The sequence below is a fragment of the Levilactobacillus parabrevis ATCC 53295 genome, from assembly GCF_001434055.1.
Classification (GTDB): domain Bacteria; phylum Bacillota; class Bacilli; order Lactobacillales; family Lactobacillaceae; genus Levilactobacillus; species Levilactobacillus parabrevis.
Genome location: NZ_AZCZ01000031.1, coordinates 1 through 25,223, shown reverse-complemented (window position 1 = coordinate 25,223; position 25,223 = coordinate 1). Strand labels below are relative to the sequence as shown.

Below are 25,223 nucleotides of genomic sequence, written 5' to 3'. Positions count from 1 at the left end.
TAGGCTGGTTTACAGGCATCATACGGGTAATGAAAACGTTTTCTCGAACTTGATGAATCGAGAAGTCATGGTTAAACTCTGTCTAAACTGGAGGCCGTCAGAAACGTTGTCGGTCCCCACAGCAAGCAAAGGTTCTGACAGCCGTAGGCGATACGACAGTATTTAATCATGACGCAAAAAATCCTCGCCGCAATCGACGAGGATTCTCTGTCCCTAATGCAATTCTCTTAAACTCTCTAGCCGGCTGTTAACTAAGCTAAGATTTGGCAAAATTCAATCGTTTCGTGGTTCGGGCCGAGGATGTTGAAGAAACGAATCCCGTTGCTCCAGAACGTTGGAATGGATTGAATTTCATCGTTGACCAGGTCTAACCCTTGTGCCTTAGCGGCTGCGAAGGCTTGATCGATGTTGGTCGTGTTCAATGAAATATGGTTGATGGCACCGGCTTGGGGATTGGTTGGATCGCCCTCCCAGGTTTCAATCGTCAGGTTGCCTAACCGCATAAAGGCACACCGGTTGTCACCGTTAGGGAATAACCCTGCTTGTTCGAATCCGATGGACTTGTAAAAGGCAATCGTCTTGTCTAAATCACTTGATGGAATCCCGACGTGTTGAATGCCGGTAATAAAATCTTGTACTGCCATAAGTTAATTGCTCCTTTGTTTAATCGTCAATTTTACCCACGTCAACTGCTTGGTGTTTCAGCTTCGGGAAGATCGTCTTGTCGGCAATCCCGGTAATCCCACCTTGAGCCAGGAAGGCAAAGATCGTTCCCAGACCAAAGTTCACAAACGTATGCGTGATGATTACCGCAATGATGGCCATGATGGTTGGCGGAATGTAGGAAGCCCACATCGCTCTGGCGGCGTTCCCCTTAAAGTAGCGGAACCGCAGAATCTGCATCAAGTCATCGGCTGGATGAAGCACCAGGTTGACCCGTTGGTAAATGGAAATCGCAACGGCAATGAAGGCAACTCCTAAGAAGTTCAGCCCAATATACAGGATGACCATCCCCAGACTGCGCGCTTCAGGTAGGCCGGCAAATAACGCCGGATACTTTCCAGTAAAGAAGTCCTCAAACACTTGAATCAAAGCGGAGAATGGCACCATGAAGACCATGTTCCCGGCAATCCGTTTCCAGTCCCAGTGGTGAATCAAGATGGCATTTAACACCGCCGTCAAGAATCCCATGACCAGGAACGCCCAGAAAAGATTCCAGTGAAACGCGGTCCCCAAGTTGGCTTCGGCCGCTGACCAATAGGCCGCCCCTAAGAAGGACGGGTGAATCTTAGCGCTAGTGACCAACGTCAACACGTTCCCGGCCGAGTTGATAACTAACGATAATGCGAAGTAGGCAATGGCTTTACCCATCGAGATCGTCCGTCCATTACTGGTGACATCCATTGTTTCAGCCCCTTCATTCAAATCAGTTGCTGCTTCAACTTTCACAATTATCCCTTACCTTTACTAGTCGCTGACTTTGACAACTGCCTTGCTGACACCTGCAACCTTGCCGTTCAAGACGTCTTCAACTTGTTCCAAACTAACTTCGTGGCTGATCAAGGATTCAACATCCAATTGGCCGCTAGCTAACAAAGCAATCGCATCTTCGAAAGCGTATGGGTTGATGAAGGCCCCTTGGATCTTCAATTGCTTTTGGTAAACTTCGTAAGTGTTCATGGAGAAGGTTTGGTCTGGCTTCCCAACACCAAACATCAAGACTTGAGCACCCTTCTTCGTTGCTTCAACAGCTTGTTCTTGCGTTTGTGGTAACCCAACGGCTTCGATAACGACGTCGTAGTCGGCAGGAATGCTTTCATGCTTTGTGTTGTAAGTGTTGGTAACGCCAAACTTTTCCTTGTTGAAAGCTAACTTCTTGTCGTTCAAACCGGCAAAATCCACTTGGTGAACACCGTAAGCTTGTAATAATTGAACAAATAATTGCCCCATGAAACCATCACCGATGACCAAAGCCTTTTGATATGGCGTTAAGTCCAATAATTTTACCCCGTGGACTGCGCAAGAGATTGGTTCCGTCGTTGCAGCAGCCTTCAATGAGACGCTGTCAGGCAATGGGTAAACAACGGTAGCTGGTGCAGTGAATGACTTTTCCAAACCACCATCGCGGGTCACCCCAACGGCGGACAAGTTGTCACACAGTTCTGGACGGTCAGTCCGGCAGTATTCGCATTCGCCACAGTAGATGTTAGGGTCAACAGTCACCCGGTCGCCAACCTTGACGTTGGTAACTTCGCTACCGATAGCGGCAACGACACCGGAGTTTTCATGGCCCAAAACGATTGGTGGCACAGCATCGGCTGAACCGGGAAGGCCAGCGTACAGTGCGCGGTCGGTCCCACAGATACCAGCGTAGGCGGTGTTGACCAATACTTCGTTAGGTTTTACTTCTGGGGTAGGTAAATCTTGGATCTCCATTTTTTTCGTTCCAGTTAAGACTAAGGCTTTCATAAGGTAATTCTCCCTCTCTTATTTGTTATATTCTTTGAGTGCTAAGGCGAAGTCGCCTAGCGTGGCTGAGCCATTTTCCTTGACGGACGGCATCACAATGTAATCTTCAATGTTGCCCACATCAACGTAACCGTTGAGGAGCTTCGTGAATTCGGCGCGAACCTTAACCAGGAAGGCTTCGCTGACAACGCCACCGCCGAAGATGATCTTGTCGGGGCGTAACATCAACGTTTCCTGTAAGGCTGCCTGAGCCACGTAGTAAGCCATGATATCCCAGACGTGATCGGTCATTGGTACCTCGTGGCCGTGCTTACCGATCCGGGCTTCAAACGTTGGCCCACTGACCAGGCCTTCTAGGCAATCGCCGTGAAATGGGCAGATACCCTTGAAGTCGAGATCATCGGGGTGCCGCTTCAAGCGGACGTGGCCCATTTCGGGGTGACCCATCGAGCCAACAAACTTGCCATTCACGATAGCCCCAGCACCAACGCCGGTTCCAATCGTGAAGTAGACCAGTGAATTAATCTTTTCGTTGAACAGCGTGGAAACCACGTATTCACCGTAAGCGGACCCGTTCACATCAGTCGTCCAGGCCATTGGCACATCTAGGTCCTGCTTGAGCCGACCTAAGAAGTCAGTGTTGGACCAGTGGGCCTTAGGTGTATCCGTCACATACCCGTATTTGGGAGCGTTGCGCCGGAGTTCGATGGGACCAAATGAGGAAATCCCGATAGCCTTTAAATCTGGGTACTGTTTAAAGTAAGCGATACATTGACTTAACGTTTCTTCTGGAGTGGTGGTGGGAATAATCACCCGGTTGTCCGTGCGATAATCTTCGTTACCGATTGCACAAACAAACTTTGTTCCACCAGCTTCAATACTTCCGAGTTGCATAGTCGCTACCTCCATGTGTGGCCGCGGGGTCGTGACCCGCAGCGCCTAATTACTAAGTGATGAATGACCGTACAGCCATTTTTAAATCGTTTTCAGTATAGCATCGCGATTCGCGATTTTAAGACCCTTTTTGGCCCCAAGATTTTCAGAAAATACCGAAAAAGTGACTAATGACGCAAATGTAATCAATTTCATTTTTTAGTGAAATGGGTCACTTAATCACTAAATTGGCTATCTAGTGAAAGGGTTTACCTATCATTTTCATACCAACCTGTTGCCCCCAATCGGCATTCATGTTAAGCTAGCGCTACCGAATCAATCATATATTCTGTTCTCTAGGGTTCCGCTGCCCCTGCAGGTCTGGTCCGAGAGAGAACCTACGGGTGGTCCCGTAGACACGGAAGGGAAAAAGCCTGGGAGATGTCGTCGTTAAGACAACATTTCTCAGGCTTTTTCACGTCTATTTAGGAGGAATAATTATGTTAAAACATTGGTTACGCGTCGTCTGCGGCGCAGTCTTCGAGATCGGCTGGGTCGTCGGCTTCAAACACGCCGCTACCCTCTGGGAGTGGGGGTTGACCGCCCTCGCTGTCTATCTCAGCTTCTACTTTTTAATCAAGGCCGGCGAAGTTTTGCCAGCCGGTACAGCCTACGCAGTCTTCGTAGGATTGGGTACGCTTGGCACCACGGTCACGGGTATTCTGGCCTTCGGAGAACCCGTCAGCCTGGCTAAAGTCGCGCTTATTTTCCTATTGCTTATTGGCATTGGCGGTCTCCAAGTCGTCACCGCTAGAGAGGAGCACTAACATGGCATGGATTTTCCTAATTATCGCCGGCCTCTGCGAAATGCTCGGCGTATCCTTTATGAACTGGGCCCTGCAGCGCCACATCTGGCCACTCTGGCTAGGTATGGTCATCGGCTATGGCCTCAGTTTTGGCTTCCTTGACCTCGCCCTACAGACACTACCGATGGGTACGGCCTACGCTATCTGGACGGGAATCGGCGCTGCGGGTGGCGTTCTCACGGGGATGCTTTTCTTCGGTGAATCCCGGAATTGGCGCAAGCTACTTTGGGTCGGCGTCATCCTGATCGCCGTGATGGGCCTCAAACTAATCAGTTAATGGTAGAACCAGATTGTACCAGGTCTCCCCAGCATGGGTGGAAGTGGAAACGCCCTCGTTGACGTATCCGTTAGCCTCATAGAAGGGGACCAGTCGCTTGAGGCAAGTCAGCGTAATTGCGCGACGCCGCTGCTGACGAGCCACGGTGGCGAGGGCCGTCAGTAGGTGACTGGCGATGCCGGCTCCGCGATAATCGGGACTAACGGCGAGACTCAACACGGTCTGGTACGCATCCCCAGCTGCATTCGGCGTGGACTTTTCGAAGAGTGCATCGGTCAGATAACGCTGATTAAACGCCGGCCCAACCACGTAACCGACGACGGTCGTCCCCTGTTTGGCAACGAGGAAGGTATCGGGAATCAGGGCAATGCGTTCGGCCATGCTGGCAGGAGTTGCGGCCTCAGCCGGTGAAAATCCGGCGTGCTCGATGGTCATGATTTGACTGAGATCTGCGGCTTGCGCAGGATTGATGGTAAGGGCCATAAGCTGAAAACCTCCTGAATTTCTATCTGCGCTTAGTATAGGCGCGATTGACCATTGGCTCAACTCGGCTGACTACAGTTACCGCCTGCGGAAGCCAGGATTCCGCCTGCTGTGGGGACCGCCTGCAGCCAAAGTACTGGCTTCCGGCTAATACTAGTGGCAACCTTTACCCGAATCGAGCCAATTGTCTAGCACTAAAGTTTTTGAATACCAAAAATATCACAGTTAAACTCAAAAATGTCATCCTAAAATTGGGTGACATTTTTAAGCTTTCTACTTAATGTTGAAATTGCTAGCTGTTAAGCCTCTCCAGAATCAACCAGTGTCAACGTAGCCGGAGGCAACCGGGGGTGTAGCCAGCCGTGACAATGCCGTTAGTGCGGGCGTTCGATTCTTCCGTACTTACGGCATGGGACGACCGTGAAGACTTGCGAGTTTAGCGAGGCTTCAAGGCGAGGTGAAATACTGCTTCAAAGGATTTCACCGGTTCCCACAGCGGTGGAACCCCCGGCCACAGCAGGCGGAGACGACGCAATCATAGTTGTTAGCTAGCGGCTCCTGCTAGCTAACCTTTACTAAAGAAATCAGTTCACCGTTAACGCTGACGCCGTAAGTTGGAATCGGCCCACTGATAACCGTGACATCCAGGTTATCCGCCGTCAGGTCAATCTCTAAGACACTCTCGGCAATCTTCATCCGGTAAGTCAGCCGGCTCAGCTCTGCCGGTAAGTGGTTGGCAAAGTGAACGACCTCGTCCTGCACGTAGAAGCCGGAGAATCCAGCCACCAGTGCCAACCAGCTTCCGCCAAGGTTAGCCAAATGCAGGCCGTCCGCGGTGTTCTTTTGCAGATTGACCAAGTCCATCCGCGCCGTATCCATAAAGTACCGGTAGGCCTTTTCAGTATCGCCCATCCGTGCCGCCAGAATACTAAAGATCGACCGCGACAGTGACGAATCGTGGGTCGTCACTCCTTCATAATAACGGTATTCGCGTTTTAACTGATCTGCCGAAAGGTCTTCTGGGAACAGGTAGTCTGCCAGCAACGTATCGGCTTGCTTTGCCACCTGATACCGGTAGATCGTCAATGGGTGGTAATGCAATAACAGTGGGAAGTTATCCGGCGTGGACTTTTCCGCTGGCCAGCGGGGTTTATCCAGGAAGCTGTCATCCTGCTCATTGATTTCCAATTCGTTACTGTACGGCAGGTAAACGTGATCGGCCAAGTTTTGATAAACATCTAAATCAGTCTCACTCATGCCAAACTTCGACAATAGTTGTGGTGAGCGTTTCATCATCTGATGGGCCAACTCAACAACTAATTCAAAATTATGCTTAGCCAATCGGTTGGTGTAGTAATTATTGTTGACTAACGCGGTATATTCGTCGGGACCCGTAACCGTGTGGAATTCAAAGCGACAGTCATCCCCAACTTGCCGCCAGGATCCGAAGTTTTCCCAGAAACGCGCGGTTTCCAGCACCATTTCAAACCCACACTGGATGACAAAGTCCAAGTCCCGTGTGATTTCAAAGTACTTGCCAACCGCATAAGCAATGTCGGCATCAATGTGGTACTGCGCCGTGCCAGCCGGGAAGTAGGCTGAGGCCTCTTCACCATTGATCGTCCGCCAAGCGAACAGCGCCCCTTGGTCAACCCCCAAGGCCCGCGCACGTTCCCGGGCCTTCGGCAACGTTTGATAACGATAGACCAGCAGTTGCCGTGCCATCTGCTGATTGGTATAGGTGAAGTACGGCAGCATATACATCTCCGTATCCCAGAAGTAATGGCCCTCGTACCCGGCACCGCTCAGTCCCTTAGCAGAGATATTGGTGCGACCATCACGACCGGCAGCCTGATTCAGTTGGAAAATGTTGTAGTGAATCGCGAGATCCAACTCGTCGTTGCCACCCACGCTCACTTCACTTCGGTTCCATACCCCTTGCCAGAACGTCTGACTGTCATCCGTCAGTGACGCAAGCGAACTCGCCATAAACATAGCGGCTGGATCAATCGTATTGTGCTTACCGACCGTTCCCACGTACACCGCGTACTCCAGACTATGAGGTTGTTCATCACTCAAGTCTAGTGGCTGCTGAAGCAATTGACCGTGGGGGAGTAGAATCCCCAGGTACATCGTCACTGCTTGTTTCGTCAGCCGGGTCTTCACGTGATAGCGTTGCAAGTCCTGCGTTACGAATTCTGTTTCGCAAATGGGCAAGCCCGCCATCCGGGTTTTCCGGGGATCTGCCGACATGATAGCTTCGGCTTCGGCAGGTACCGCAATTGATTTACTGACCAGCAGGCCACCAGCATAGTTGCCCGCCGTGAAGGTGTATTCCGCACTCCACATGCTGGTCTGTTCCTGGCCAATCACCGATTTAACTCCCATCATGATTGTTTCACCCTGATCGGTGCTGATCTGATAGTGTTCTACTAGCTCTCCAGTACCGAGGTCGAGATCCACTGCCGTTCGCTTACTGTGTGTAAACTGGTGGCCGGAACTGGTCGACACGTGAATGTGCCGCAAATCTGGTAAGTTTAAAATCGTCTGGTGCCGCTTAGCATAGCCGACCCCCGCTTCCCCATAAGTAATGGGGGCGGTTTCATAAAAGCCGTTGATCAAGGTTCCCGCAATGGGATTTCCACTGATGGGATCATTAGCCCGGACGCCAAAGTGCCCGTTTCCCAGCGAAAATACGGTCTCTAAATATTCCGGTTGCTGGTCCGAAACGTCGCGTAAAGTTAAATGATAGTCGCGTAAAGTCACAATAATCTCCCCCAATTAAATTCTAAACTCAGATTAATTTTGCTGCCGAACGTAGGGCATCTTGAACTGCTGGCACGTTCCCCGTGAAGTTCAGGAACGCGTGGCTAATCCCACCATAACGCAGGTAGTTGGCATCGCCATTGGCTCGGCCGACCTGATTGATGAAGGCTTCACCCTGCAGACGGAATGGATCGTATTCACCCACCAGCAGCGTGGTCTTCTTGAACGTCTGTGGATCGGCCAGAAGTGGTGACAGTAGCGGTGACGTCAGATCCAACGGCTGATCCGCCACATAATAGCCACTCATGATCTCATCGAGCTGCTCAAACAACTGGTAGCTTCTGTGTAAAGCATCCCGCTGTTCAGGAACGATGTCAATACTATCATCGTCCCAGAGTGGCCCACCCAGATCGGATCCCTGGATCACAGTCGGGTAGAAGAGCAAATGCGAGTCAATCGTGCAGATCCCCATGGACTTGCAGAGCTGGCTAACCCCCAAAGCAATCGAGCCCCCAGCGGAGTCGCCACCCAGTGAAATATGGTGGTAGTCCTTGGTCATGGCGGCAACCACGGCCAACCCATCGAGAATGGCGGCCGGATAAGGCTGTTCCGGCGCCAGTGCGTAATCCACGTTGTAGACCACGCAGTTTGCTTGTTCTGCCACGTACTTCAACGCCAGTAAGACATCTTCCGGCGTCCCACCATAGTAGGCGCCCCCGTGGAAATAAATCAAGGCTTTATCCGCGGTTAGGTGATCCATCCGCGCAATCCGGATGACCCGAACCCGCCGATTCATGGCTACGATCTGTTGCATCTCAATCTTCATGTCAACGCTGGTCAGATCCTTTTGCCCGGTCGTTTCGGTTCCCTGCCGTAGACTAAACAAATCAGTCGGCAACTGTGGATTTTCTTCAATCTCGGCCACCGTTTCCCAGACTAATGGCTCGTAGGTGTGGGCTGGGTCCCGTTCTTTATTCCACAGGGTTACCCCGTCTTCTACACCAGTTGCTTTCATCTTTGCCAGTCGTTTCAGCTCGTCCGCATACCCCAAGGACTGCTTTGTTGTTGTATCATTCAACATGTCGATTACCCCTCTCGTTAGCTACATTATTGCTGAAGCCAAAATTCCGTGAGGTTCCACCTTGCCGCCAACCAATTCAGGTGACGGGGGAACCACCCCGCAACGTCTGGTCGAATAAAGTGCTCCCCAAAGGCCAGGTCGCGGGAATCAAAACTTCTTGGAAATGCCGTCACCGCCCGCGCAAGACTCATACCATGCGGACCGTGCGGATAAATAATCTCAGTCACCGGGACTTGCTGCTCACGCAACGCCGCCACGTAATGCTGCGTATTGGTGATTGGCACGAGCTCATCCTCACGTGTGGCCCAGATGAAGGTCGGCGGGTTCTGTGGCGTAACCAGTAGGTCGGCTTCGTGCTGGGTCCAGCCGGCCGTAACCTCTTGCAACTCAGCCTCGCTGGTTGGCCAGCCCAACCGCAAGCCAATCACCGGATACGCCAGCATCAAGGCGCTGACCGCCAAATCGTCTGGATCAGCATTCACCGCTGACCCCAGCGTCGGCCATAAGTCGGCGTACAGCGCCGCTAGATGTCCACCAGCGGAGAATCCCGCCAGTAAAATCTTATGGGCATCAATCCCGTAAGTCGCCGCGTGGCGGTGAAACTCACCAACGACGTTTGCCAGCTGATACAGCGCCGTAGGCAAAACCGGTGGGTCATCGCGCAGGCGATAGGCCACGACAGCGACCGCAAATCCCTGCGCCAAATACTGCAGTGCCATAATCTCATTCTCCCGATCCGAGTAGAATTCGTAGCCCCCACCCGGCAAGAGAATGACCAAAGGCCGCCGCGGCTGATTGTGAAAATCAGCAATGGCGGCCGGTTGGTAGTACGTGACGGTCACCGGATAGACGGTGCCGCACGTCAGTTTACGCGTTTTCATTAGCTTTACTATTAGTGACTTCTTTGTCCTTAACTGCCTTGGCCGAGGTAATCTCGTCCTCATCCAACTTGTAGAAGAGGTACAGAATACCCACGATGAGTAAGGCTAGGACAATTGGCAACCAGACGAAACTGGTACTGATCGCCGTGACAGCCTTGGCACCTTGCACCTTAGCCGTAGCTTGGAAGCCACCCCAGGAAAGTAACCAACCGGAGACCAGGCCACCGAAGCCCATCCCCAACTTGGCCCCAACCATTGGTACTGAGGACAAGATCCCGGGTTCATCGATTCGGAGTTCGGAACGTGAGTACTCCACCGTGTCGGCAATCATAACGAAGGAAATGGAGAACGCTGCCCCCATGGCAACCAACGCAATAATATTTCCGGCAAAGAGTAACGGGATACTATTGAAGTGCATGATGGCTTCACCAATACCGAAGGTGATTAATGACAGAATCATAACGTTTCTGTGTTTCATAAATTTACTTAGGAACGGCACTGAAATATTCCCGATAACTGCAACAATTACCAAACCGTTGAAGGCCCCAACCAAATCTGCCCGCCGGTAAACGTAGGTCAGATAGTAGACGGCCGTTTGCATCCGGATTACCCAGAAGGTCTGTAACAGAATGAAACTAATACTCAGAGCAACCCATGGCTTGTTCTTAACGGCACCCTTCAAGGATTCCTTTACGGACAGATGCCCCTTAATTTCCGGTGCATCCGCGGTGTCCTCAGCAATGTTATCCTGTTCACGCAAGTTGGCGAAAGAACTCAGGAAGAGAACGATGATGGCTAACCCAATGAAAATCCCCCAAATCATCCATCCTTTTTCAGCATTCTTACCACCTAATTTCGCAACCATTGGCAGAGAAATCGCCCCAATAACGGCCGTCCCAATGTTGGTCATCACCATCCGGGCGCTGGCTAAGTTCGTCCGTTCATCGGGATCCTTAGTCAAGCTTGGTAGGATCGCCGTGATTGGCGTGTTCGCCCCGGAATAAACTAAACTAAACAGCGTGTAGACAATGGAGATCCAGGCCAGTTGGAAGGCCTTGTTCCCGCCAAATGATGGATTGAAGAACAGCAGCATGGTTAAGATCCCCAGTGGAATCCCGAACCATAAGAAGTATGGCCGTGCCTTCCCATACTTTGAATGGGTATGGTCGATCAAGAATCCATACACCACACCATCAAAGGCATCAATGATTCGAACAACGAAGAACAAGGTCCCGACAAATGCGGGTGAAATTCCCATAACTGTCGTGTAGTAGAACAGCAGATAGAGCCCCACAATTTGCCAAATCAGGTTTCCAGCCATATCGGTGGCCCCATAGAAGAATCGTTGTTTCCATAATTGCACTTTACTCATGATGAAACCCTCCCCCATAGATTTTATGTGCTTTTCTTGTAACCGCTTACATATATAGCATACCGGTCCTTTTGCCTACCAGTAATCCAGCTTTTTGGCTAAGTACTTACCTTTTCTAACCAGTTCATCCCCCAAGCCACTTTGTTGAGTAAAACTGACAAACAAACCCAGTTACCGTCCCTATCATAACCGACTTTGGGGGACAATTAGTAGTTGAAGGCCTTCATTAGTTTTCCGTGCTAACTCACTGGTTCAGCTCCTGACTACTGGTTTTGGGTTCAGTTATAGTCCACCGCCTGCGGCTGCCAGAATTCCGCCTGCTGTGGGGACCGCCTGCAGCCTGACCTCCTCCGGCTACGGAACGTTTCTGATTCTATCATGTGCTAGAGCTAAACCCGTGAGTTTCTGCAATCACGTCACATTAAACCTGATCTACGGTGGCGCCTCCCCAACCAATCTAGTCTATACACTCCTCCAAACATTCAAAAGGCCCCACCTCGCCATTTAACTCCCGGCAAAATAGAACCTGTCTGTGTCTCTTCTACAAAGTGAACAATCCGATTAAGCTTAGGCACGCAACTCCGCTAAAATCTGGTTTCCGACCACTGTCTATAACCGTTAGCCATTTCGCTGGAGACTGTCGCGCTCCACCAACTTGATTGGCGTAATCTTCTGGGGCAACTCTCCCGGTGCACAGAGCTGTTGGACCCCCGCGACCCCCATCTCGTAGAAGTTCTGCGAGATACTGGATAGTGCCGGTTGAACCAATTCACAGATCTCCGTGCCGTCAATTGCTAGGATTGAGAGGTCAGTCGGCACACGGTAGCCCAGGCTACGCGCCGTATTGAGCACGCCCACCGCCGCCATATCGCTGGCGCCAATGATGGCGGTCAACCCCGAATTGGCGCCGTACGCCCGCATGGCTGCCTGGCCCGCAGTGTAGCTATAATTGCCGAGCTGAATCCACTCAGGCTGAACGGTAATTCCAGCCTCCTGCATCGCCTGCCGGTAACCGGCAACCCGTTGACGCCCGGTGTGAAAATCACTGTCGACACCAGCGAGACCGATATTTTGATGCCCCAACTTCAGCAACGTCTGGGTGGCTTGATACCCGACTTGCCAGTCATCCGAGGTGATGTAGGGCACCTGAATCTCATCGAAGGAAATCGACAGGAAACAGAAAGGAATTCGCGAGTTTTGCAATAGTGTTAGATTTTCAGCCGCTAGGTCGACCGACAATAGAAGAATCGAGCGAACCGGCCGTTCAATTACCGTCGTCAACGCCCGCCGCTGTTGCTCCGAATCGTCATCCCCGGCATATAAAATAATCACGTTCAGATCATGCCGATGAGCCTCGGCCTGAATCCCTTCAATGATGGGGCTGGCAAAGTTAGTCTTGGTCGAATTCACGATAGCCGCGACCACGTTACTCTGTTGCGTGACGAGCTCTGCAGCTGCCGTATTCTTCTGGTAACCGAGCTCTGCGGCGGCTGCCCGCACTTTTTCTCCAGTATGTTCACTGAAGAAGCCCACTTTATTGGCGAGCACCCGAGAGACCGTCCCGGGTGAAACGCCCGCTAACTTCGCAATGTCTTTGATTGTCGCGGCCATCCCGACCACCCACTTTCACTATTTTTCTTCCTAAGTCTCATTCTACCGTTAATGGTCTGAAATAACAAAGTCATTACTGGTAAAAATGACTATTTTTACACAAACGTTTGCTTTTATTGTTTAAAGGCATTGCAAACGTTTGTGTAAAGTGCTAAGATTCATTTTGAAAGCGGTTACTTCAACCGCTGAGAAATTGAGAGCATCTGCTATTATTCCATTTATTTAGGAGGAATTATTATGTCTCAAAACGCAGCCTTAGCACGTGAGCAAGCCGCCCCGGATACGCCGGTCAGCGACAACTCACTCCCCAAAGTACCCTTGAAGACGATTTTTGCCATGACTTTTGGCTTTTTCGGGGTCAACATGGCCTTTTCCCTTCAGTCATCTCAGATGGGTCGCATCTTCCAGACCATCGGTGCCGACCCAACTAAGCTGGGATTCTTCTTTCTATTACCCCCATTAGCGGGGATGGTGGTTCAACCCTTGATTGGGAAATACTCCGATGTCACCTGGAACCGCTTTGGTCGGCGGATGCCCTACCTGATCATCGGGGCACCTATCGCAGCGTTGGTCATGATTCTCCTACCCAATGCCGGGTCGTTTGGCTTCGGTTACGCCTCACTGGCCGCCCTGCTGTTCGGGGCTATCGCCATTCTCTTCATGGATTTATCCTCTAACGTCTGCATGCAACCGTTCAAAATGATTATTGGTGATATGGTCAACGAAGACCAGAAGGACCTCGCGTGGTCTTGGCAACAGTCCTACTCCAACTTGGGTGGCGTGTTGGCCACAATCTTCCCATTCGTCTTAACCTGGTTTGGGGTGTCTAACGTTGCGGCCAAAGGGACCGTGCCCTTATCCGTGCGGTTAGCCTTCTACATTGGCGCCGGTATCTTACTTCTTACTTCTATTTACACGATCGTTTCCGTCAAAGAATACGATCCCGCTACGTACAACCGTTACCACCACGTCAAGGCGGAAACGAAACAGAAGACCGCTAGTCTCTGGCGTTTAGTTAAGACAGCTCCCCGCGCCTTCTGGGAAATTTCTTTCGTCCAGCTTTTCGACTGGTTCGCCATTCAATACCTGTGGACTTACGGGACTGGCGCCATCGCCGACAACGTTTGGCACACCGCTAATGCTGCTTCCGCTGGGTATCAAGCGGCCGGCAACTGGTTCGGGATTCTCTCCTGCATTCAGTCATTGGCCGCCGTTGTCTGGGGCTTCGCCGTTCTCTCACACACTAAGCCCAGCCAACGGAAATTCTGGTTCCGTGTCAGCCTCGTTCTCGGTGGTGCCGGGATGATCTGGATCTACTTTATCCACTCACAGTGGTTGTTGATCCTACCATTCTGTCTGATTGGAATCTGCTACCTGACGATGCAGACACAGGCCATGTCCCTCTTCACCGAATCCCTCAACGGTAAAAATGAAGGGGCCTACCTGGGACTCTTTAACTGCGGGATCTGCCTTCCGCAAATCATCGCATCCCTCGCCAGTTTCGCTATTTTCCCGGCCATTGGCAAGTCCATGCCCGGTATGCTAGTCATCGCCGGCATTGCCCTGTTATTGGGGGCCGTATCGGTCAGTGTCATTCATCCCAAGTTATCTGCAAATTAATTTTTAACGGTTAAACATTTAAATCACTCATATAAACTTCAGGAGGTTTTACTTATGGCAACAACTCAATGGTGGAAAAACGCCGTCGTTTATCAGGTTTATCCACGTAGTTTTCAAGACAGCAATAATGATGGTATTGGCGATCTTCCGGGTCTCACCCAACGCTTACCGTACATTAAGAAGTTGGGGGCCGATGTGATCTGGCTCAATCCAATTTACAAATCCCCCGACAAGGATAACGGTTACGACATCAGTGATTACCGCCACATTCAGGATGTGTACGGCACCATGGCCGAGTTCGACCACCTGTTGGCATCCGCACACCAGCAAGGGTTAAAGATCCTGATGGACTTGGTCGTCAACCACACCTCCGACCAACACGACTGGTTCCAACAAAGTCGCCAATCCAAAGACAACCCGTACGCCGACTACTACATCTGGCGCGACCCGGTCGATGGTCACGAACCGAACAACTGGGGCTCCTACTTTAGCGGTTCAGCCTGGACCTTTGAACCCAAGCGCCAGCAGTATTACCTGCACCTCTTTGCCCCGGGCCAACCCGATCTGAACTGGGAGAATCCTAAGGTCCGCCAGGAAGTCTACAGCCTCATGAAGTTCTGGCTGGATAAAGGGGTCGATGGCTTCCGGATGGACGTCATCAACCTGATCTCCAAACCAGCCGGCTTGCCCGACGCCCCACAAGCACCAGGCGCTCTGTATGGCAACGTGGAACCAATCGTTGCCGACGGTCCTAAGCTCAACGACTATCTCAAGGAAATGAACGAACAGGTCCTTTCCCACTACGACGTGATGACTGTGGGCGAAATGCCAAGCTCAACGCCAGAAGACGCCATCAACTACACGGGTTTTGACGCCCACGAGCTCAACATGGTCTTCCAGTTCCAGCACGTCACGTTGGCCCCCAACCCTGACAAACGACTGGGCAAGTGGAACGATGCGCCGATCAAACTGACCGAATTAAAGGCCGCCCTTTCCCGGTGGCAGAAGGCCTTGGATGGTCGCGGCTGGAACAGTCTTTACTGGAACAACCACGATCAACCCCGGACGATTTCACGCTTCGGCAACGACGCCCCAGAATACCGCGAGCTATCAGCGAAAATGTTGGGAACGACACTGCACATGCTCCAAGGCACCCCCTACGTTTACGAAGGGGAAGAGCTTGGCGAAACCAACGTCCACTACACACGTCTCGACCAATACGAGGACTTGGAAAGTATCAACGCCTACCACCAACTCGTCGACCAAGAAAAGGCCGTGGACGGGCCGACTATGCTGAAGTACCTGGCCAACATGTCTCGGGACAATGCCCGGACACCAATGCAATGGGACGATTCGATCAACGCCGGCTTCTCTCAGGCCAAGCCGTGGTTCGCCTTGAATCCAAACTATACCAAGATCAACGCCGCGGTCGAAGTCGGCCAGCCGGACTCCGTCTTTAGCTACTATCAACGGCTGATTGCTCTGCGCCACAACAACGCGCTCATCGTTCACGGGTCTTACGAAGAGATTGACCCAGACGACGATCAGGTCTTCGCCTACCGCCGGCACTATCAGGGCCAGACACTCCTGGTCATCAGTAACTTTACCGATCAGACGGTCACTCGCGACTACCTCCAAGACCAAGCGGACCAGGAGTTAATCGGCAACTACAGCGATGATTTGGGAACCACGCTACGACCTTACGAAACTAAGGTTTACCGCTTCAATTAACCTATTTTTCTTCGTGGCCGTGACTGCGAGCACGTCCACGCTGGAATCTAACACTGATGACGACCATATTTGCATTGAGCCGCCACCAAAAGCACCGCCTCACTCGGGTAACTACCTGGGTGAGACGGTGCTTTTTAGCTAAGCTTACTTTTCCAAATACTGTGCCAGCCACTCCACGTAATGACTCTCGCGCTCAATCGCATGGTCCAGAATCAAGTAGTGCCCGTAGGCCTGGTCAATCGCTGCCTGATTGGGAAAGACCGTCTCCTGGCGCTGCTGAAGGTGGTGTAACTGTGATTGATGAAGCTGGTATTGCTCCCGCAACATCGGTTGAATCCGCGGGTCGCTAGCCGTCTTGATGAAGTAGAGTTTCAGAATAAATTCGTCCTTGCTGGGCGTCAGCTCCGGTGAAGGTTGGCTGACCCAGGCCACCAATTTCTCCCGACCCGCTGCCGTCAGCGTGTACTGCTTCTTGGCCAACTTTTCTCCGGTCACCGTATCTTCGTGGCTGATTTCGCCGGCGGCTTCCAGTCGTTTTAGCATAGGATAAATCTGACTGTGCTGGGCCTGCCAAAATTCACCAATTTCATTTTCAAAGGCCTTCGCCAAGTCATACCCAGTCTGTGGGCGCTGGTTCAGCAAGCCTAAAATAATATATTGTAGTCGATTACGTTGTCCGATAGTTGGCATCCCCCTTGATTTCACGCGGTTATTTACCTTTATTGAAACAGTTTAAGCCCAAAACTGCAAGAAAAATTGTTGACAAAGACTTGATTTTTGACTACACTAATCAAGTAAATTAAAACATGTAATTAATTACATGTTTTCTTAGGCAGAATAGAAGGAGCACATAACTTATGACCAAAGAATTTAAAACTTTAGATGACTTTTTAGGCACCCACTTTATCTACACTTACGATAACGGTTGGGAATACGAATGGTACGCCAAAAACGACCACACCGTTGACTACCGAATCCACGGCGGTATGGTCGCTGGCCGTTGGGTGACGGATCAAGAAGCCAATATCGTCATGCTGGTTCCCGGCATCTACAAGGTGGCCTGGACGGAACCAACCGGGACCGACGTGGCTTTGGACTTCGTTCCTAACGAGGGCAAGCTGAACGGGACCATCTTCTTCCCTAAGTGGGTTCAAGACCATCCCGAAATCACCGTGACTTACCAAAACGAACACATTGACGTGATGGAAGCTGCTCGGGAAAAGTACGACACTTACCCTAAGCTAGTCGTTCCTGAATTTGCCAAGATCACCTACATGGGCGATGCCGGCCAAAACAATGAAGATGTCATCAGTGAGGCTCCTTACGCCAGCTTGCCAGACGATATCCGTGCCGGCAAGTACTTCGACGCAAACTATAAGCGGATCAACAAGTAATTACAAAACAACGTTGTTGCCTGCGGCTGTTAAATCCATTTGAAATCTAACACAAGTAACCTAGAAAATCGGTGACCACCACTCCTAATGGAATTGGCGGTCACCGATTTTTTGTCAGATAAGGAGCTAGCCCTTCTAATTCTCTAAAAGTGCGGACCGCAGCACTGCAGTCATCTGCGTTGCCGAATCCGCTACACTGGCAGCCATGTACTCGGCCTGTTGACTGGCGGTCAATTGCAAGCGATAGCCCTTTTGCTGCACCAGAACTGCTAAGAAGATTCGGAGAGTCCGGCCATTCCCCTCACGAAACGGGTGAAACATATTAATTGCCGTTATCAATTCTCCCAGGGTTGTTGCTACCACGTCCTGGTCGCGACTCAGCTTGACATAGTCATTCAGTTGCCGCTGAATATCCCACTCGGCATTCCCAAACAGGATGACTGGATGGAAGTGGGTCACAACACCGTCACTAGATTTAGTAAAATCCACTTCGCGGTATTCCCCAGCCCAATCGTAGATGTCATCCAACAAGAAACGATTGATCCGCTTTAACTCCGTAACGTCCACGCCCGTGAGTTGATAACCATCTGGAAGGATGAAATCATTTTGTTCCAAAAACTTCTGCTGTCGTGCACTAACCAAATATTCCAGCGTCTGTAAACGATCATCATCGGTAATATGCCATTTGTTTCTCAGTGTCCCATTGGGCTGCAGATAGTCCTCCCACCTTTTCATTGATCAGACACAGCATCCCGTGCGTCAATCCAATTCAGAATTTCTTGCGTTGTCATTGGCTCATCACGATTATCCATTTCTCTCAGCAGTTTAATATCAGCCACTGTCGGCTCAAACCCTTCATACATGTTATTTACCACCGCATTCAAAGTGGCCCGATATTCCCGTTCGTTGCGAAAGGCCACACCCAGGATTGTCAGCTCTTGATCGTTATGATCTAAATACATAATTCCTTCATCTCCTTTCATACCTACTAACTCCGTAAAAACAGCGTCATTTTTTGCCAAAAGTTGAATTAATTTTACTGCGGTTCCACTAGGGGCATAATCGCCCTGTTCCCAGTGCTGGACTGTGCGTGGCGAAGCATTCAATAACGTTGCTAATTCCTGCTGACTGATGTGATAATGCCGACGAATAAATTTAAGTGTTGCAGCTGTCCTAGTCATAGTCCTCACCTCAATCGTCAGTATACCCTTTAAGGGTAGCTTCACCTAATAAAGCACCCTCCTTCATTTTGTGGCATACTAGGACTTAATCCGATAGAAAGTAGGTCATCCATTCATGGCAAATTACATTCAAGAAATCCGTGGCTTAGTTGGTCACCGACCATTGATTCTCAACGCTGCCGGCGCTATCTTGGTCAATGACCGGCAGGAAGTGCTACTCAACCTGCGAACCGACACCCACAACTGGAGCTTGCCCGGCGGCTACCTCGAATATGGCGAAACCTTCGACCAGGCCTGCGTCCGCGAGTACAAGGAAGACGCCGGTATCGACGTCGAAATCGTTCAACCACTAGGGCTGTTCGATCAAGGTTTTACGACCTATCCCAACGGTGACGAAACGCAAGTGATCTCACGGCTTTACTTGGTTAAACAGGTCGGCGGACACACGCTGCGTGAAGAAACCGACGAGACGCTAGACCTGAAGTATTTCCCCTTCGACAACCTACCACCCCTATTGAACCAACAAACGGCAGATATGTTGGCGGCGGGGCGCGACTACTTTGCCCAAAAATAAAACAACCTTCTGCTAGCTTCAGTAGTTAATTCAAAATAAGCGGGACCGCAAAAACTCACGGTCCCGCTTATTTATGCTCTTTCGTATCCCAACCCAGGCTCACTAAGATTAGAAACGCTCCCGTCCCGAAGCCCACCGAACGCGTGGAGAGCGTGTCATAGTGCCAGATACTGACCTCGGCCAGCACGCAGAGGATGCCCAACCAGAATGACACGGTGCGGTAGAATCGGCGATTGAAGTGAAACCACATGCTGCCACCTCCCTTGAAATTGATTAGCCATAAGCTACCATATTTCAAGCGATATGGGGGGCTAGATACTGGGCTTGGTTCGGCGAAAGTCCTTACTTTTCCAAGTCCAAGACGGCATTGAAGACTTCTTGAGGTAGCTCAATATCACTATGGGCCGCCTGCCGCTTGTTCACGCTCTGGCGCCGCAACAGGGCTTGTTTCTTCGATGCACTCTTCTTGTCGCCACTGACCGCTGCATTCTTCCGTAATGGTGGCACATCCACTCTGGCCAACGCTTTCCCCTCAACGACAGATTGGACCGGCATCGGATAGAGTTTCCGGGGAATCACGAATTTTAGCTTGTGAACCAACTCCTGTGCCACGCGAGGTGCGTCCTCACGGTGAACCACGAAGGATAGCGCGTCCACCCGGGCGTAATTGACGTGAACTTCCAGCTTGACCACATCGGCAATATCGTAGCCAGCCAAGTCGGTCGTCAGCGTCGCGTAGCCGTGAGAAACCGACTTCAACGCATTGAAGAAGTCGTAGGCAATTTCGGCAAATGGCAACTCGTAGTTCAGAACGACCAAATCCCCCTGATTACTCATACCCTGTAACGTCCCCTTATGCTGGTCGGCCAATTTCATCACGGCGCCCAGGCTCTCATTGGTCGTGGTGATGGTCGCTGTCGCCAATGGTTCCTCGACGTAATCGACCTGCGAATAGTCGGGAAATTTAATCGGATTGTCCACGATGACCGGCTCATCCTGATTCTTCAAATGCACGTGATATGTGACGTTAGGCGCCGTCGTCAGGACATCCAACCCGTATTCATCATGTAGACGTTCGCGGATGATCTGCAGGTGAAAGATGCCTAAGAAACCGCAACGGAAGCCCGCACCGAGGGCCTCAGAATTCTCGGCGTGATAGTGAAACGAGGTATCATTCAACGCTAACTTCTCCACCGCCAACTGAAGATCGTGGTAGTGGTCCCCCTGGGGATAGAAGCCGGCAAAGACCATCGACTGAGCGGGCTGGTACCCCGGCAAGGCCGTGGCGGTTGGGTTGGTGGCCGTTGTCAGCGTATCACCAACGCGTAAGGCCTGGGGATCTTTCAGTCCCGTCACCACGTAACCAACATCCCCCACACCGAGCTGCTTAGTCGCTACCCGTTGCGGCGCAAAGATGCCGATTTCATTGGCGCTAACGGTCTGCTGGTTAGCCATCAACAGCAACTGGTCGTTCGCCTGCAAGGTGCCATCCAGCAGTCGCACATAGGCGATGATGCCCTTGAACGCATCGTACTGGGAATCAAAGACCAAAGCCTTGAGTGGTTGCTTAGCATCCCCCGTCGGTGCCGGAATCGTGGTGTGGATTGCCTCCAAAACATCGTGCACGTTGAGACCGGTCTTCGCCGAGATTTTCAACATGGTCGCGTCCGCAAACTCTGGCGATAGCGCGCGGATCTGCTCGGCAGTGCGTGCGACATCGGCTGCGGCGGCATCAATCTTGTTGATCACGGGAATCACGACCAGGTGATTGGCCTGTGCGAGCCGCAAGTTGGCCACGGTCTGGGCCTGGACCCCCTGCGTGGCATCGACCAGCAGAATCGCCCCGTCGCTAGCGGCCAGACTCTTCGATACTTCATAGGTAAAATCGACGTGGCCCGGGGTGTCGATAAAGTTATATTCATACTCCTGACCGTCATCGGCGTGGTAGTAGTTCCGCACCGTCCGCGATTTGACGGTGACCCCGTGGGCCTGCTCAACGGCTAGGTCATCGAGCAACTGGGCCTTACTGTCACGGTCGTTGACGGTCTGGGTCTGTTCCATAATGCGATCAGCCAACGTGGATTTCCCGTGGTCGATGTGGGCAATGATGGCAAAATTTCTGATATGACTAGGATTCACGGGTGAATTCCTCCTTAAAAATTCCATCGAGGTAGAAGCCAAACGTCTGCTGGGCCTCCACTTCGAGGTTGATTTGAAATGCCGGAAAGTCGGCTGATAGTGTTGTTTGCTTAAAATGATCCAAGCCGGAAAGGTTCATCAAACCACTGATGATGGCACTCTGAATCACAAAGAGGTGGGCCGCCATTTGGGCGTCAAGTCCCGGAAGCTTGGTGGCCAACACCTCCCCCAACTGGACGTTCACGGTGTACAGGTCGCGGCGACCTGCCACGGTCTGTGTGCGGTCGGCGTGCGCTTCTAGTACCGGCCCCCGTAAGGCATTCAGCCGCACGAGCGTCGCATGTTGGGTGATGAGTGTCTTGGTCTCGGCCAACAGATACGCCTTCACCTGGGCCGACGTCATCTGTGGTTCGGCTGCCAAACGGGTGATCAATTGCCGAAAGTAATCCCGATACCCCTCCAGCAAAAGCGTCATGAAGATACTCTCTTTGGTCTGGTAATAGTTGAATAGCGTCCCCTTGGCAACGCCGGCCTGCCGGGCAATCATTGCCATTGAGATCTCGCTAAACGCGTGCGTCTGAAAGAGTTGCCAGGCTGCCGTGGCAATACGCCGAGCCCTGGCCGTCTTCTGTGTGGGCGTTAAGACATTGGCCATCTGAAACACCTCCGTTGAATTCTTCCAAAATTGACTGGTGGTCATTTTTAATATGCTAGCCCTTTTTTGAGAATTGTCAATTGATTCATCAAATTAATGTCTCGTCAACCAATCATTTAGAGTATAATAATATTATCGTTATAAAAACTTAACCTTCGCCTTATTCGCCGCTGACGCTTGTCAGGTTTTACAAGGGTTGAACGGTCCTTATAAAACCGCTGAAGGCGAATTAAGTGTCAGAAAGGAGGCGCAATATGACTGTCACGACTTACCGGGTCTGTCCAGACTGTGGCTTCCAGAATACCAATGAGGCGAACTTCTGCCTGCACTGCGGTCACGCCTTAACCGCAGCAAATAACTACATAATGACACCCCACGCAACTGATCTGGACTTCCCGCTATCCGCACTGAGCCTCTCACCCACTGAAGCAGAGAAGGCCCGAAGATTACGACTAACTTTAGCCACGGACATCCCTGCCGGCTACCACAGCGGCGGGATTATTTTTGCCGAGAGCGATGTCGCTATTTCTCAAGAGCCCCTCGAATCCTGGAAAAGCCTCGTTCAGAATCTGATTGCCCTGCTACTCGCTAAGGACTATGCGGGTGCCTACAACCTAAGTATCCATGAGAATTCACACCAGTTTTACCTGTACGGGGAAGCTCTAGTCTCCGTCAACTAATTTAAATTTGGAGGAAAAATTATGCATCTCGTAAAATACGCCGCCCCTGCCAATGACCAACCGGCTGGGAGTGCAACGAGCTTTTGTCCCAACTGTGGTCATCCCGTAGCCCCCGACGACACTTTCTGTCAAAACTGTGGCTATAACTTAGCGGACGCACAACCAACAGCAAACGCCGCGCAGTCAGCCACTCCCCAGGAGCCAAGTGCAACGTCACCGCAATCCAAGATCGAACCCACCGCTGGGTCACGACAAGCATCCCAACCCCGCAAGCCAATGAGTAAAAAGAACAAGCGGATCTGGTGGAGCCTGGGAATTCTGGTTGTGCTAATCATCGCCTTCTTCGTTTGGGGCAATCACTACTACTCACGTGATGCCACACTGGACCGTTCCATCGCCAACATCAAGTCCGGCAAGCACCTGACGTCGATCTTTACCAGTACAACATCGAGCCTGAAGATGACAGACCACAACCTCAAGCCAATTTCCAAATACTACAGTCAAAATCCCAAGGATCTGGCCAGCTTAAAGCGCCAACTCCGCGCCACGAGCTACAGCTCCGATTCCCTATTTACATACGGCAACAGCGGTCATCGCCTGCTGTTCTTCCCGAAGTACCAGATTACCGTGAAGCCCGTCTACCCGACGGTCACCACGAATCACAAGGGGAACGTCATCAAGCTCGATGGCAAGAAGATTGCGACTGCCACCAGCGATATGTATACCAAGAAACTTGGCCCACTGGCACCCGGCAAATACCAATTACAAGCGAGCGGGACCGTCTCCGGTCACCACATCGTGAATAAGGGGAGTTACTACATTAGTGACGGCACCTCTTACGATCTGAGTCTGAAGACCATTTCCGTCACGTTTGACACCCTGCCATCGTCAACGGTCTACCTGAACGGCAATAAGCTAGGGACCGCCGACAGCAGTGGCATGTTGACCATGAAGAATGAACCTTGGTCCCCTGCTATGCAGATCTACGCAAAGTACAAGGCCGCTAACGGGACGATCAAGTCCAAGACAACGAAGCTCGCTGAGAGTGACGACGGTTACGACGTTAAGCTGACCTTCCCTGGCCTCATGAGTCAGGACGACGCCTCCAGCTTTATTGAGGGAATCTTCTCTGACATCGATGACCTCTCCAACTACGGCGACGATGACTCCGATGACGATGATGATGACGATACGGTCACAAGCGATGACGATTCCGATTTACCCGACTACTTTGAAAGTGGCACGAGCAACTCCGACTATCAAGACCTGGTCAAGATGGCCAAGGGGTACTACAAGGATGACGAAGTTGATTCCACGGACTTCGACACCACCGTCACCGGCGTTGAACCCGACGTTGATAAAGTCAGTCTGGTCACTTACACCGTTAAATACAGCTTCTATCACGATGATTCCAAGCACGTTCAGACCTTCCAATACACCGCAACCGTTAAGCCAGGCGCCAACGATTCCGGTAGCTACAAGATTTCCAAAATTTCCGGTGCCAAGAAGATCAACGACTATACCAAAGATAATTAAAGGAGTTTCCATCTATGAATAACGCAACAAAATTCTGTCCCAACTGTGGTAACGAGGTTAAGGCCGACGCTAAGTTTTGCCCGAAATGTGGTCATAATCTGACGGCCGCTACCTCGGCTACCGGTGCCCCCCAACAGAGTACCACCACTCAGGAAAGCCGCTCAGCAAAGACCACTGAATCCGTTCAACGGGCCAAGCGCTTCTCCGGCAACTTCTTCTCCTGGTGGTTGAAGACCGTGCGACATCCCGCAACAATGGTGCCGGACACGCATAAATACTTTGGGGTTACGGCCTTTCTGCTTAATATTGTGGTGATTGTTCTGGCCTTTGTCGTCTTGGCCAACCGGGTTGCTTCCGCAGCAACTAAGGCCTTAAACAACATGACGGATGAACCCGTTCACTTCGGGGGCGTCATTTTCAAGCTCAGCCTTTTCCTGCTAGTCTTCCTGGCAGTTGGCGCAATCATTTACATTGCTGTCGGTTTCGGCTTCCGGAAGATTGCGGATACCGAAGGACGCTTCTCCATCTGGGACTACACCAACCGTTTGGCTAGCTTGACCAACTTGATTCTGGTCTTCTGCATCATTATTTTCGTCTTCACGCTGTTCATGAGCCCAGACAGTCTTGAAAGCTATGGCCGCATGCTTGGCCTCTTCTCCCCGATTTTCCTGATCCTAAACGTGGGTTACCTCTTCAGCACCGTCGATGGCGTTGACCATCCCCGTTGGGACAAATTCTACACGGTTCTGTTGGCACTGATCGCAATTAGCATCGCGCTGTCAATTTACCTGTTAATCGTACGGAACTTCGTGGGTGGGTCCATCACCAACTACCTGGAAAACTTCACCAATGGCCTGACTGACAGTTTCAATAACAATAACTACTAAACTACCACTAGTGACTGTCGTCTCAGATGACGAACATCCACCAACTTTGGACTTTTAAATAGACAACTTAAGTATCCCTGAAAATCGCTGGCTTAAAATTAGCCGGCGATTTTTATTAAAATTAAGCAGAAAACCTGCGATTTTAAT

General features: G+C 51.2%; 25 protein-coding genes and 1 riboswitch. Of the genes, 9 read left to right on the top strand and 16 right to left on the bottom strand.

Annotated features, from left to right (window positions below):
* Window positions 1–251 precede the first annotated feature (251 nt).
* The 4 genes from FD07_RS08820 to scrK form a co-directional block, all read right to left on the bottom strand.
* The gene (locus tag FD07_RS08820; protein ID WP_020089981.1) at window positions 252–644 is read right to left on the bottom strand and encodes a VOC family protein; all 393 of its coding nucleotides are present in this window, start codon (window positions 642–644) and stop codon (window positions 252–254) included.
* 19 nt (window positions 645–663) lie between these two features.
* Window positions 664–1,404 carry a hypothetical protein gene (locus tag FD07_RS08815; RefSeq protein ID WP_020089980.1) on the bottom strand — a complete coding sequence of 247 codons (741 nt, stop codon included), beginning with the start codon at window positions 1,402–1,404 and terminating at the stop codon, window positions 664–666.
* A gap of 63 nt (window positions 1,405–1,467) precedes the next feature.
* The gene (locus FD07_RS08810) at window positions 1,468–2,469 is read right to left on the bottom strand and encodes a zinc-dependent alcohol dehydrogenase family protein (protein ID WP_020089979.1); all 1,002 of its coding nucleotides are present in this window, start codon (window positions 2,467–2,469) and stop codon (window positions 1,468–1,470) included.
* 18 nt (window positions 2,470–2,487) lie between these two features.
* The gene (gene scrK / locus FD07_RS08805) at window positions 2,488–3,363 is read right to left on the bottom strand and encodes a fructokinase ScrK (RefSeq protein WP_020089978.1); all 876 of its coding nucleotides are present in this window, start codon (window positions 3,361–3,363) and stop codon (window positions 2,488–2,490) included.
* A 324-nt stretch (window positions 3,364–3,687) separates the two neighbouring features.
* Window positions 3,688–3,785, top strand: a riboswitch (guanidine-I (ykkC/yxkD leader).
* A 57-nt stretch (window positions 3,786–3,842) separates the two neighbouring features.
* Here scrK and FD07_RS08800 point away from each other — a divergent pair.
* Window positions 3,843–4,169 (top strand): DMT family transporter, encoded by a 327-nt coding sequence (locus FD07_RS08800; protein WP_020089977.1) that lies wholly within the window; start codon window positions 3,843–3,845, stop codon window positions 4,167–4,169.
* 1 nt (window position 4,170) lies between these two features.
* Window positions 4,171–4,485: a DMT family transporter gene (locus FD07_RS08795; protein ID WP_020089976.1), complete on the top strand. Its 315-nt coding sequence runs from the start codon at window positions 4,171–4,173 to the stop codon at window positions 4,483–4,485.
* Here FD07_RS08795 and FD07_RS08790 read toward each other — a convergent pair.
* The 6 genes from FD07_RS08790 to FD07_RS08765 all read right to left on the bottom strand — a co-directional run bounded on the left by FD07_RS08790 (window position 4,474) and on the right by FD07_RS08765 (window position 12,679).
* Entirely contained in the window at window positions 4,474–4,968 is a 495-nt protein-coding gene (locus FD07_RS08790; RefSeq protein WP_020089975.1) for a GNAT family N-acetyltransferase, read from the bottom strand. The genes FD07_RS08795 and FD07_RS08790 overlap by 12 nt on opposite strands.
* Before the next feature lie 561 nt (window positions 4,969–5,529).
* On the bottom strand, window positions 5,530–7,734 hold the full coding sequence (locus tag FD07_RS08785) for a glycoside hydrolase family 65 protein (protein WP_020089974.1): 2,205 nt from the start codon (window positions 7,732–7,734) through the stop codon (window positions 5,530–5,532).
* A gap of 28 nt (window positions 7,735–7,762) precedes the next feature.
* Window positions 7,763–8,815, bottom strand: coding sequence for an alpha/beta hydrolase fold domain-containing protein (locus FD07_RS08780; RefSeq protein ID WP_020089973.1), 1,053 nt, complete (start codon window positions 8,813–8,815; stop codon window positions 7,763–7,765).
* A 26-nt stretch (window positions 8,816–8,841) separates the two neighbouring features.
* Window positions 8,842–9,696 carry an alpha/beta hydrolase gene (locus tag FD07_RS08775; protein WP_020089972.1) on the bottom strand — a complete coding sequence of 285 codons (855 nt, stop codon included), beginning with the start codon at window positions 9,694–9,696 and terminating at the stop codon, window positions 8,842–8,844.
* On the bottom strand, window positions 9,683–11,068 hold the full coding sequence (locus FD07_RS08770; RefSeq protein WP_020089971.1) for an MFS transporter: 1,386 nt from the start codon (window positions 11,066–11,068) through the stop codon (window positions 9,683–9,685). The genes FD07_RS08775 and FD07_RS08770 overlap by 14 nt, the downstream gene beginning before the upstream one ends.
* 618 nt (window positions 11,069–11,686) lie before the next feature.
* Window positions 11,687–12,679, bottom strand: a complete 993-nt coding sequence (locus FD07_RS08765; protein WP_020089970.1) for a LacI family DNA-binding transcriptional regulator — start codon at window positions 12,677–12,679, stop codon at window positions 11,687–11,689.
* Between the two features lie 237 nt (window positions 12,680–12,916).
* Here FD07_RS08765 and FD07_RS08760 point away from each other — a divergent pair, with 237 nt between their 5' ends.
* Window positions 12,917–14,299: an SLC45 family MFS transporter gene (locus FD07_RS08760; RefSeq protein WP_020089969.1), complete on the top strand. Its 1,383-nt coding sequence runs from the start codon at window positions 12,917–12,919 to the stop codon at window positions 14,297–14,299.
* A gap of 54 nt (window positions 14,300–14,353) precedes the next feature.
* Window positions 14,354–16,030: a glycoside hydrolase family 13 protein gene (locus FD07_RS08755; protein WP_020089968.1), complete on the top strand. Its 1,677-nt coding sequence runs from the start codon at window positions 14,354–14,356 to the stop codon at window positions 16,028–16,030.
* Window positions 16,031–16,174: 144 nt separating this feature from the next.
* Here the strand turns inward: FD07_RS08755 and FD07_RS08750 are convergent, their stop codons facing one another.
* Window positions 16,175–16,711 carry a PadR family transcriptional regulator gene (locus tag FD07_RS08750; protein WP_027826013.1) on the bottom strand — a complete coding sequence of 179 codons (537 nt, stop codon included), beginning with the start codon at window positions 16,709–16,711 and terminating at the stop codon, window positions 16,175–16,177.
* A 176-nt stretch (window positions 16,712–16,887) separates the two neighbouring features.
* On the opposite strand from FD07_RS08750, the gene FD07_RS08745 reads away from it, so the two are divergent.
* The gene (locus tag FD07_RS08745) at window positions 16,888–17,424 is read left to right on the top strand and encodes a phenolic acid decarboxylase (RefSeq protein ID WP_020089966.1); all 537 of its coding nucleotides are present in this window, start codon (window positions 16,888–16,890) and stop codon (window positions 17,422–17,424) included.
* Window positions 17,425–17,559: 135 nt separating this feature from the next.
* Here FD07_RS08745 and FD07_RS08740 read toward each other — a convergent pair whose 3' ends face one another.
* Both FD07_RS08740 and FD07_RS08735 read right to left on the bottom strand, forming a co-directional pair.
* Window positions 17,560–18,159, bottom strand: a complete 600-nt coding sequence (locus FD07_RS08740) for a Fic/DOC family protein (RefSeq protein WP_020089965.1) — start codon at window positions 18,157–18,159, stop codon at window positions 17,560–17,562.
* Window positions 18,156–18,605, bottom strand: a complete 450-nt coding sequence (locus FD07_RS08735; RefSeq protein WP_033388939.1) for a helix-turn-helix domain-containing protein — start codon at window positions 18,603–18,605, stop codon at window positions 18,156–18,158. Before FD07_RS08735 ends, FD07_RS08740 begins: the two co-directional genes overlap by 4 nt.
* Before the next feature lie 115 nt (window positions 18,606–18,720).
* On the opposite strand from FD07_RS08735, the gene FD07_RS08730 reads away from it, so the two are divergent.
* Window positions 18,721–19,179, top strand: coding sequence for an NUDIX hydrolase (locus FD07_RS08730; RefSeq protein ID WP_020089963.1), 459 nt, complete (start codon window positions 18,721–18,723; stop codon window positions 19,177–19,179).
* 67 nt (window positions 19,180–19,246) lie between these two features.
* On the opposite strand, the gene FD07_RS08725 is transcribed toward FD07_RS08730, so the two are convergent.
* The 3 genes from FD07_RS08725 to FD07_RS08715 form a co-directional block, all read right to left on the bottom strand.
* The gene (locus FD07_RS08725) at window positions 19,247–19,429 is read right to left on the bottom strand and encodes a hypothetical protein (protein WP_020089962.1); all 183 of its coding nucleotides are present in this window, start codon (window positions 19,427–19,429) and stop codon (window positions 19,247–19,249) included.
* 92 nt (window positions 19,430–19,521) lie between these two features.
* A complete protein-coding gene (lepA, locus tag FD07_RS08720; protein ID WP_020089961.1) occupies window positions 19,522–21,318 on the bottom strand; it encodes a translation elongation factor 4 in 1,797 nt (598 codons plus the stop codon).
* Entirely contained in the window at window positions 21,308–21,973 is a 666-nt protein-coding gene (locus tag FD07_RS08715) for a TetR/AcrR family transcriptional regulator (RefSeq protein WP_020089960.1), read from the bottom strand. Before FD07_RS08715 ends, lepA begins: the two co-directional genes overlap by 11 nt.
* 254 nt (window positions 21,974–22,227) lie before the next feature.
* Between FD07_RS08715 and FD07_RS08710 the strand changes: the two genes are divergently transcribed.
* Genes FD07_RS08710 through FD07_RS08700 form a run of 3 tightly spaced genes read left to right on the top strand, consistent with a single transcriptional unit; the run spans window position 22,228 to window position 25,076 of the window.
* Window positions 22,228–22,653, top strand: a complete 426-nt coding sequence (locus FD07_RS08710; protein WP_020089959.1) for a zinc ribbon domain-containing protein — start codon at window positions 22,228–22,230, stop codon at window positions 22,651–22,653.
* Between the two features lie 21 nt (window positions 22,654–22,674).
* The gene (locus FD07_RS08705; RefSeq protein ID WP_020089958.1) at window positions 22,675–24,189 is read left to right on the top strand and encodes a zinc ribbon domain-containing protein; all 1,515 of its coding nucleotides are present in this window, start codon (window positions 22,675–22,677) and stop codon (window positions 24,187–24,189) included.
* A gap of 14 nt (window positions 24,190–24,203) precedes the next feature.
* Complete coding sequence (locus FD07_RS08700) at window positions 24,204–25,076, top strand: zinc ribbon domain-containing protein (protein ID WP_020089957.1); 873 nt, start codon at window positions 24,204–24,206, stop codon at window positions 25,074–25,076.
* The last annotated feature ends 147 nt before the right edge of the window (window positions 25,077–25,223 follow it).

Excerpts from the sequence above, each read along its gene's own strand:
- FD07_RS08770 (WP_020089971.1), bottom strand. The coding sequence starts at position 11,068 with ATGAGTAAAGTGCAATTATGGAAACAACGATTCTTCTATGGGGCCACC.
- FD07_RS08790 (WP_020089975.1), bottom strand. The coding sequence starts at position 4,968 with ATGGCCCTTACCATCAATCCTGCGCAAGCCGCAGATCTCAGTCAAATC.
- FD07_RS08730 (WP_020089963.1), top strand. The coding sequence starts at position 18,721 with ATGGCAAATTACATTCAAGAAATCCGTGGCTTAGTTGGTCACCGACCA.
- FD07_RS08705 (WP_020089958.1), top strand. The coding sequence starts at position 22,675 with ATGCATCTCGTAAAATACGCCGCCCCTGCCAATGACCAACCGGCTGGG.
- FD07_RS08815 (WP_020089980.1), bottom strand. The coding sequence starts at position 1,404 with ATGGATGTCACCAGTAATGGACGGACGATCTCGATGGGTAAAGCCATT.
- FD07_RS08760 (WP_020089969.1), top strand. The coding sequence starts at position 12,917 with ATGTCTCAAAACGCAGCCTTAGCACGTGAGCAAGCCGCCCCGGATACG.
- FD07_RS08700 (WP_020089957.1), top strand. The coding sequence starts at position 24,204 with ATGAATAACGCAACAAAATTCTGTCCCAACTGTGGTAACGAGGTTAAG.
- FD07_RS08810 (WP_020089979.1), bottom strand. The coding sequence starts at position 2,469 with ATGAAAGCCTTAGTCTTAACTGGAACGAAAAAAATGGAGATCCAAGAT.
- FD07_RS08740 (WP_020089965.1), bottom strand. The coding sequence starts at position 18,159 with ATGAAAAGGTGGGAGGACTATCTGCAGCCCAATGGGACACTGAGAAAC.
- FD07_RS08820 (WP_020089981.1), bottom strand. The coding sequence starts at position 644 with ATGGCAGTACAAGATTTTATTACCGGCATTCAACACGTCGGGATTCCA.
- FD07_RS08735 (WP_033388939.1), bottom strand. The coding sequence starts at position 18,605 with ATGACTAGGACAGCTGCAACACTTAAATTTATTCGTCGGCATTATCAC.
- FD07_RS08725 (WP_020089962.1), bottom strand. The coding sequence starts at position 19,429 with ATGTGGTTTCACTTCAATCGCCGATTCTACCGCACCGTGTCATTCTGG.
- FD07_RS08745 (WP_020089966.1), top strand. The coding sequence starts at position 16,888 with ATGACCAAAGAATTTAAAACTTTAGATGACTTTTTAGGCACCCACTTT.
- FD07_RS08710 (WP_020089959.1), top strand. The coding sequence starts at position 22,228 with ATGACTGTCACGACTTACCGGGTCTGTCCAGACTGTGGCTTCCAGAAT.
- FD07_RS08755 (WP_020089968.1), top strand. The coding sequence starts at position 14,354 with ATGGCAACAACTCAATGGTGGAAAAACGCCGTCGTTTATCAGGTTTAT.
- FD07_RS08780 (WP_020089973.1), bottom strand. The coding sequence starts at position 8,815 with ATGTTGAATGATACAACAACAAAGCAGTCCTTGGGGTATGCGGACGAG.
- FD07_RS08775 (WP_020089972.1), bottom strand. The coding sequence starts at position 9,696 with ATGAAAACGCGTAAACTGACGTGCGGCACCGTCTATCCGGTGACCGTC.
- scrK (WP_020089978.1), bottom strand. The coding sequence starts at position 3,363 with ATGCAACTCGGAAGTATTGAAGCTGGTGGAACAAAGTTTGTTTGTGCA.
- FD07_RS08795 (WP_020089976.1), top strand. The coding sequence starts at position 4,171 with ATGGCATGGATTTTCCTAATTATCGCCGGCCTCTGCGAAATGCTCGGC.
- FD07_RS08800 (WP_020089977.1), top strand. The coding sequence starts at position 3,843 with ATGTTAAAACATTGGTTACGCGTCGTCTGCGGCGCAGTCTTCGAGATC.
- FD07_RS08765 (WP_020089970.1), bottom strand. The coding sequence starts at position 12,679 with ATGGCCGCGACAATCAAAGACATTGCGAAGTTAGCGGGCGTTTCACCC.
- FD07_RS08715 (WP_020089960.1), bottom strand. The coding sequence starts at position 21,973 with ATGGCCAATGTCTTAACGCCCACACAGAAGACGGCCAGGGCTCGGCGT.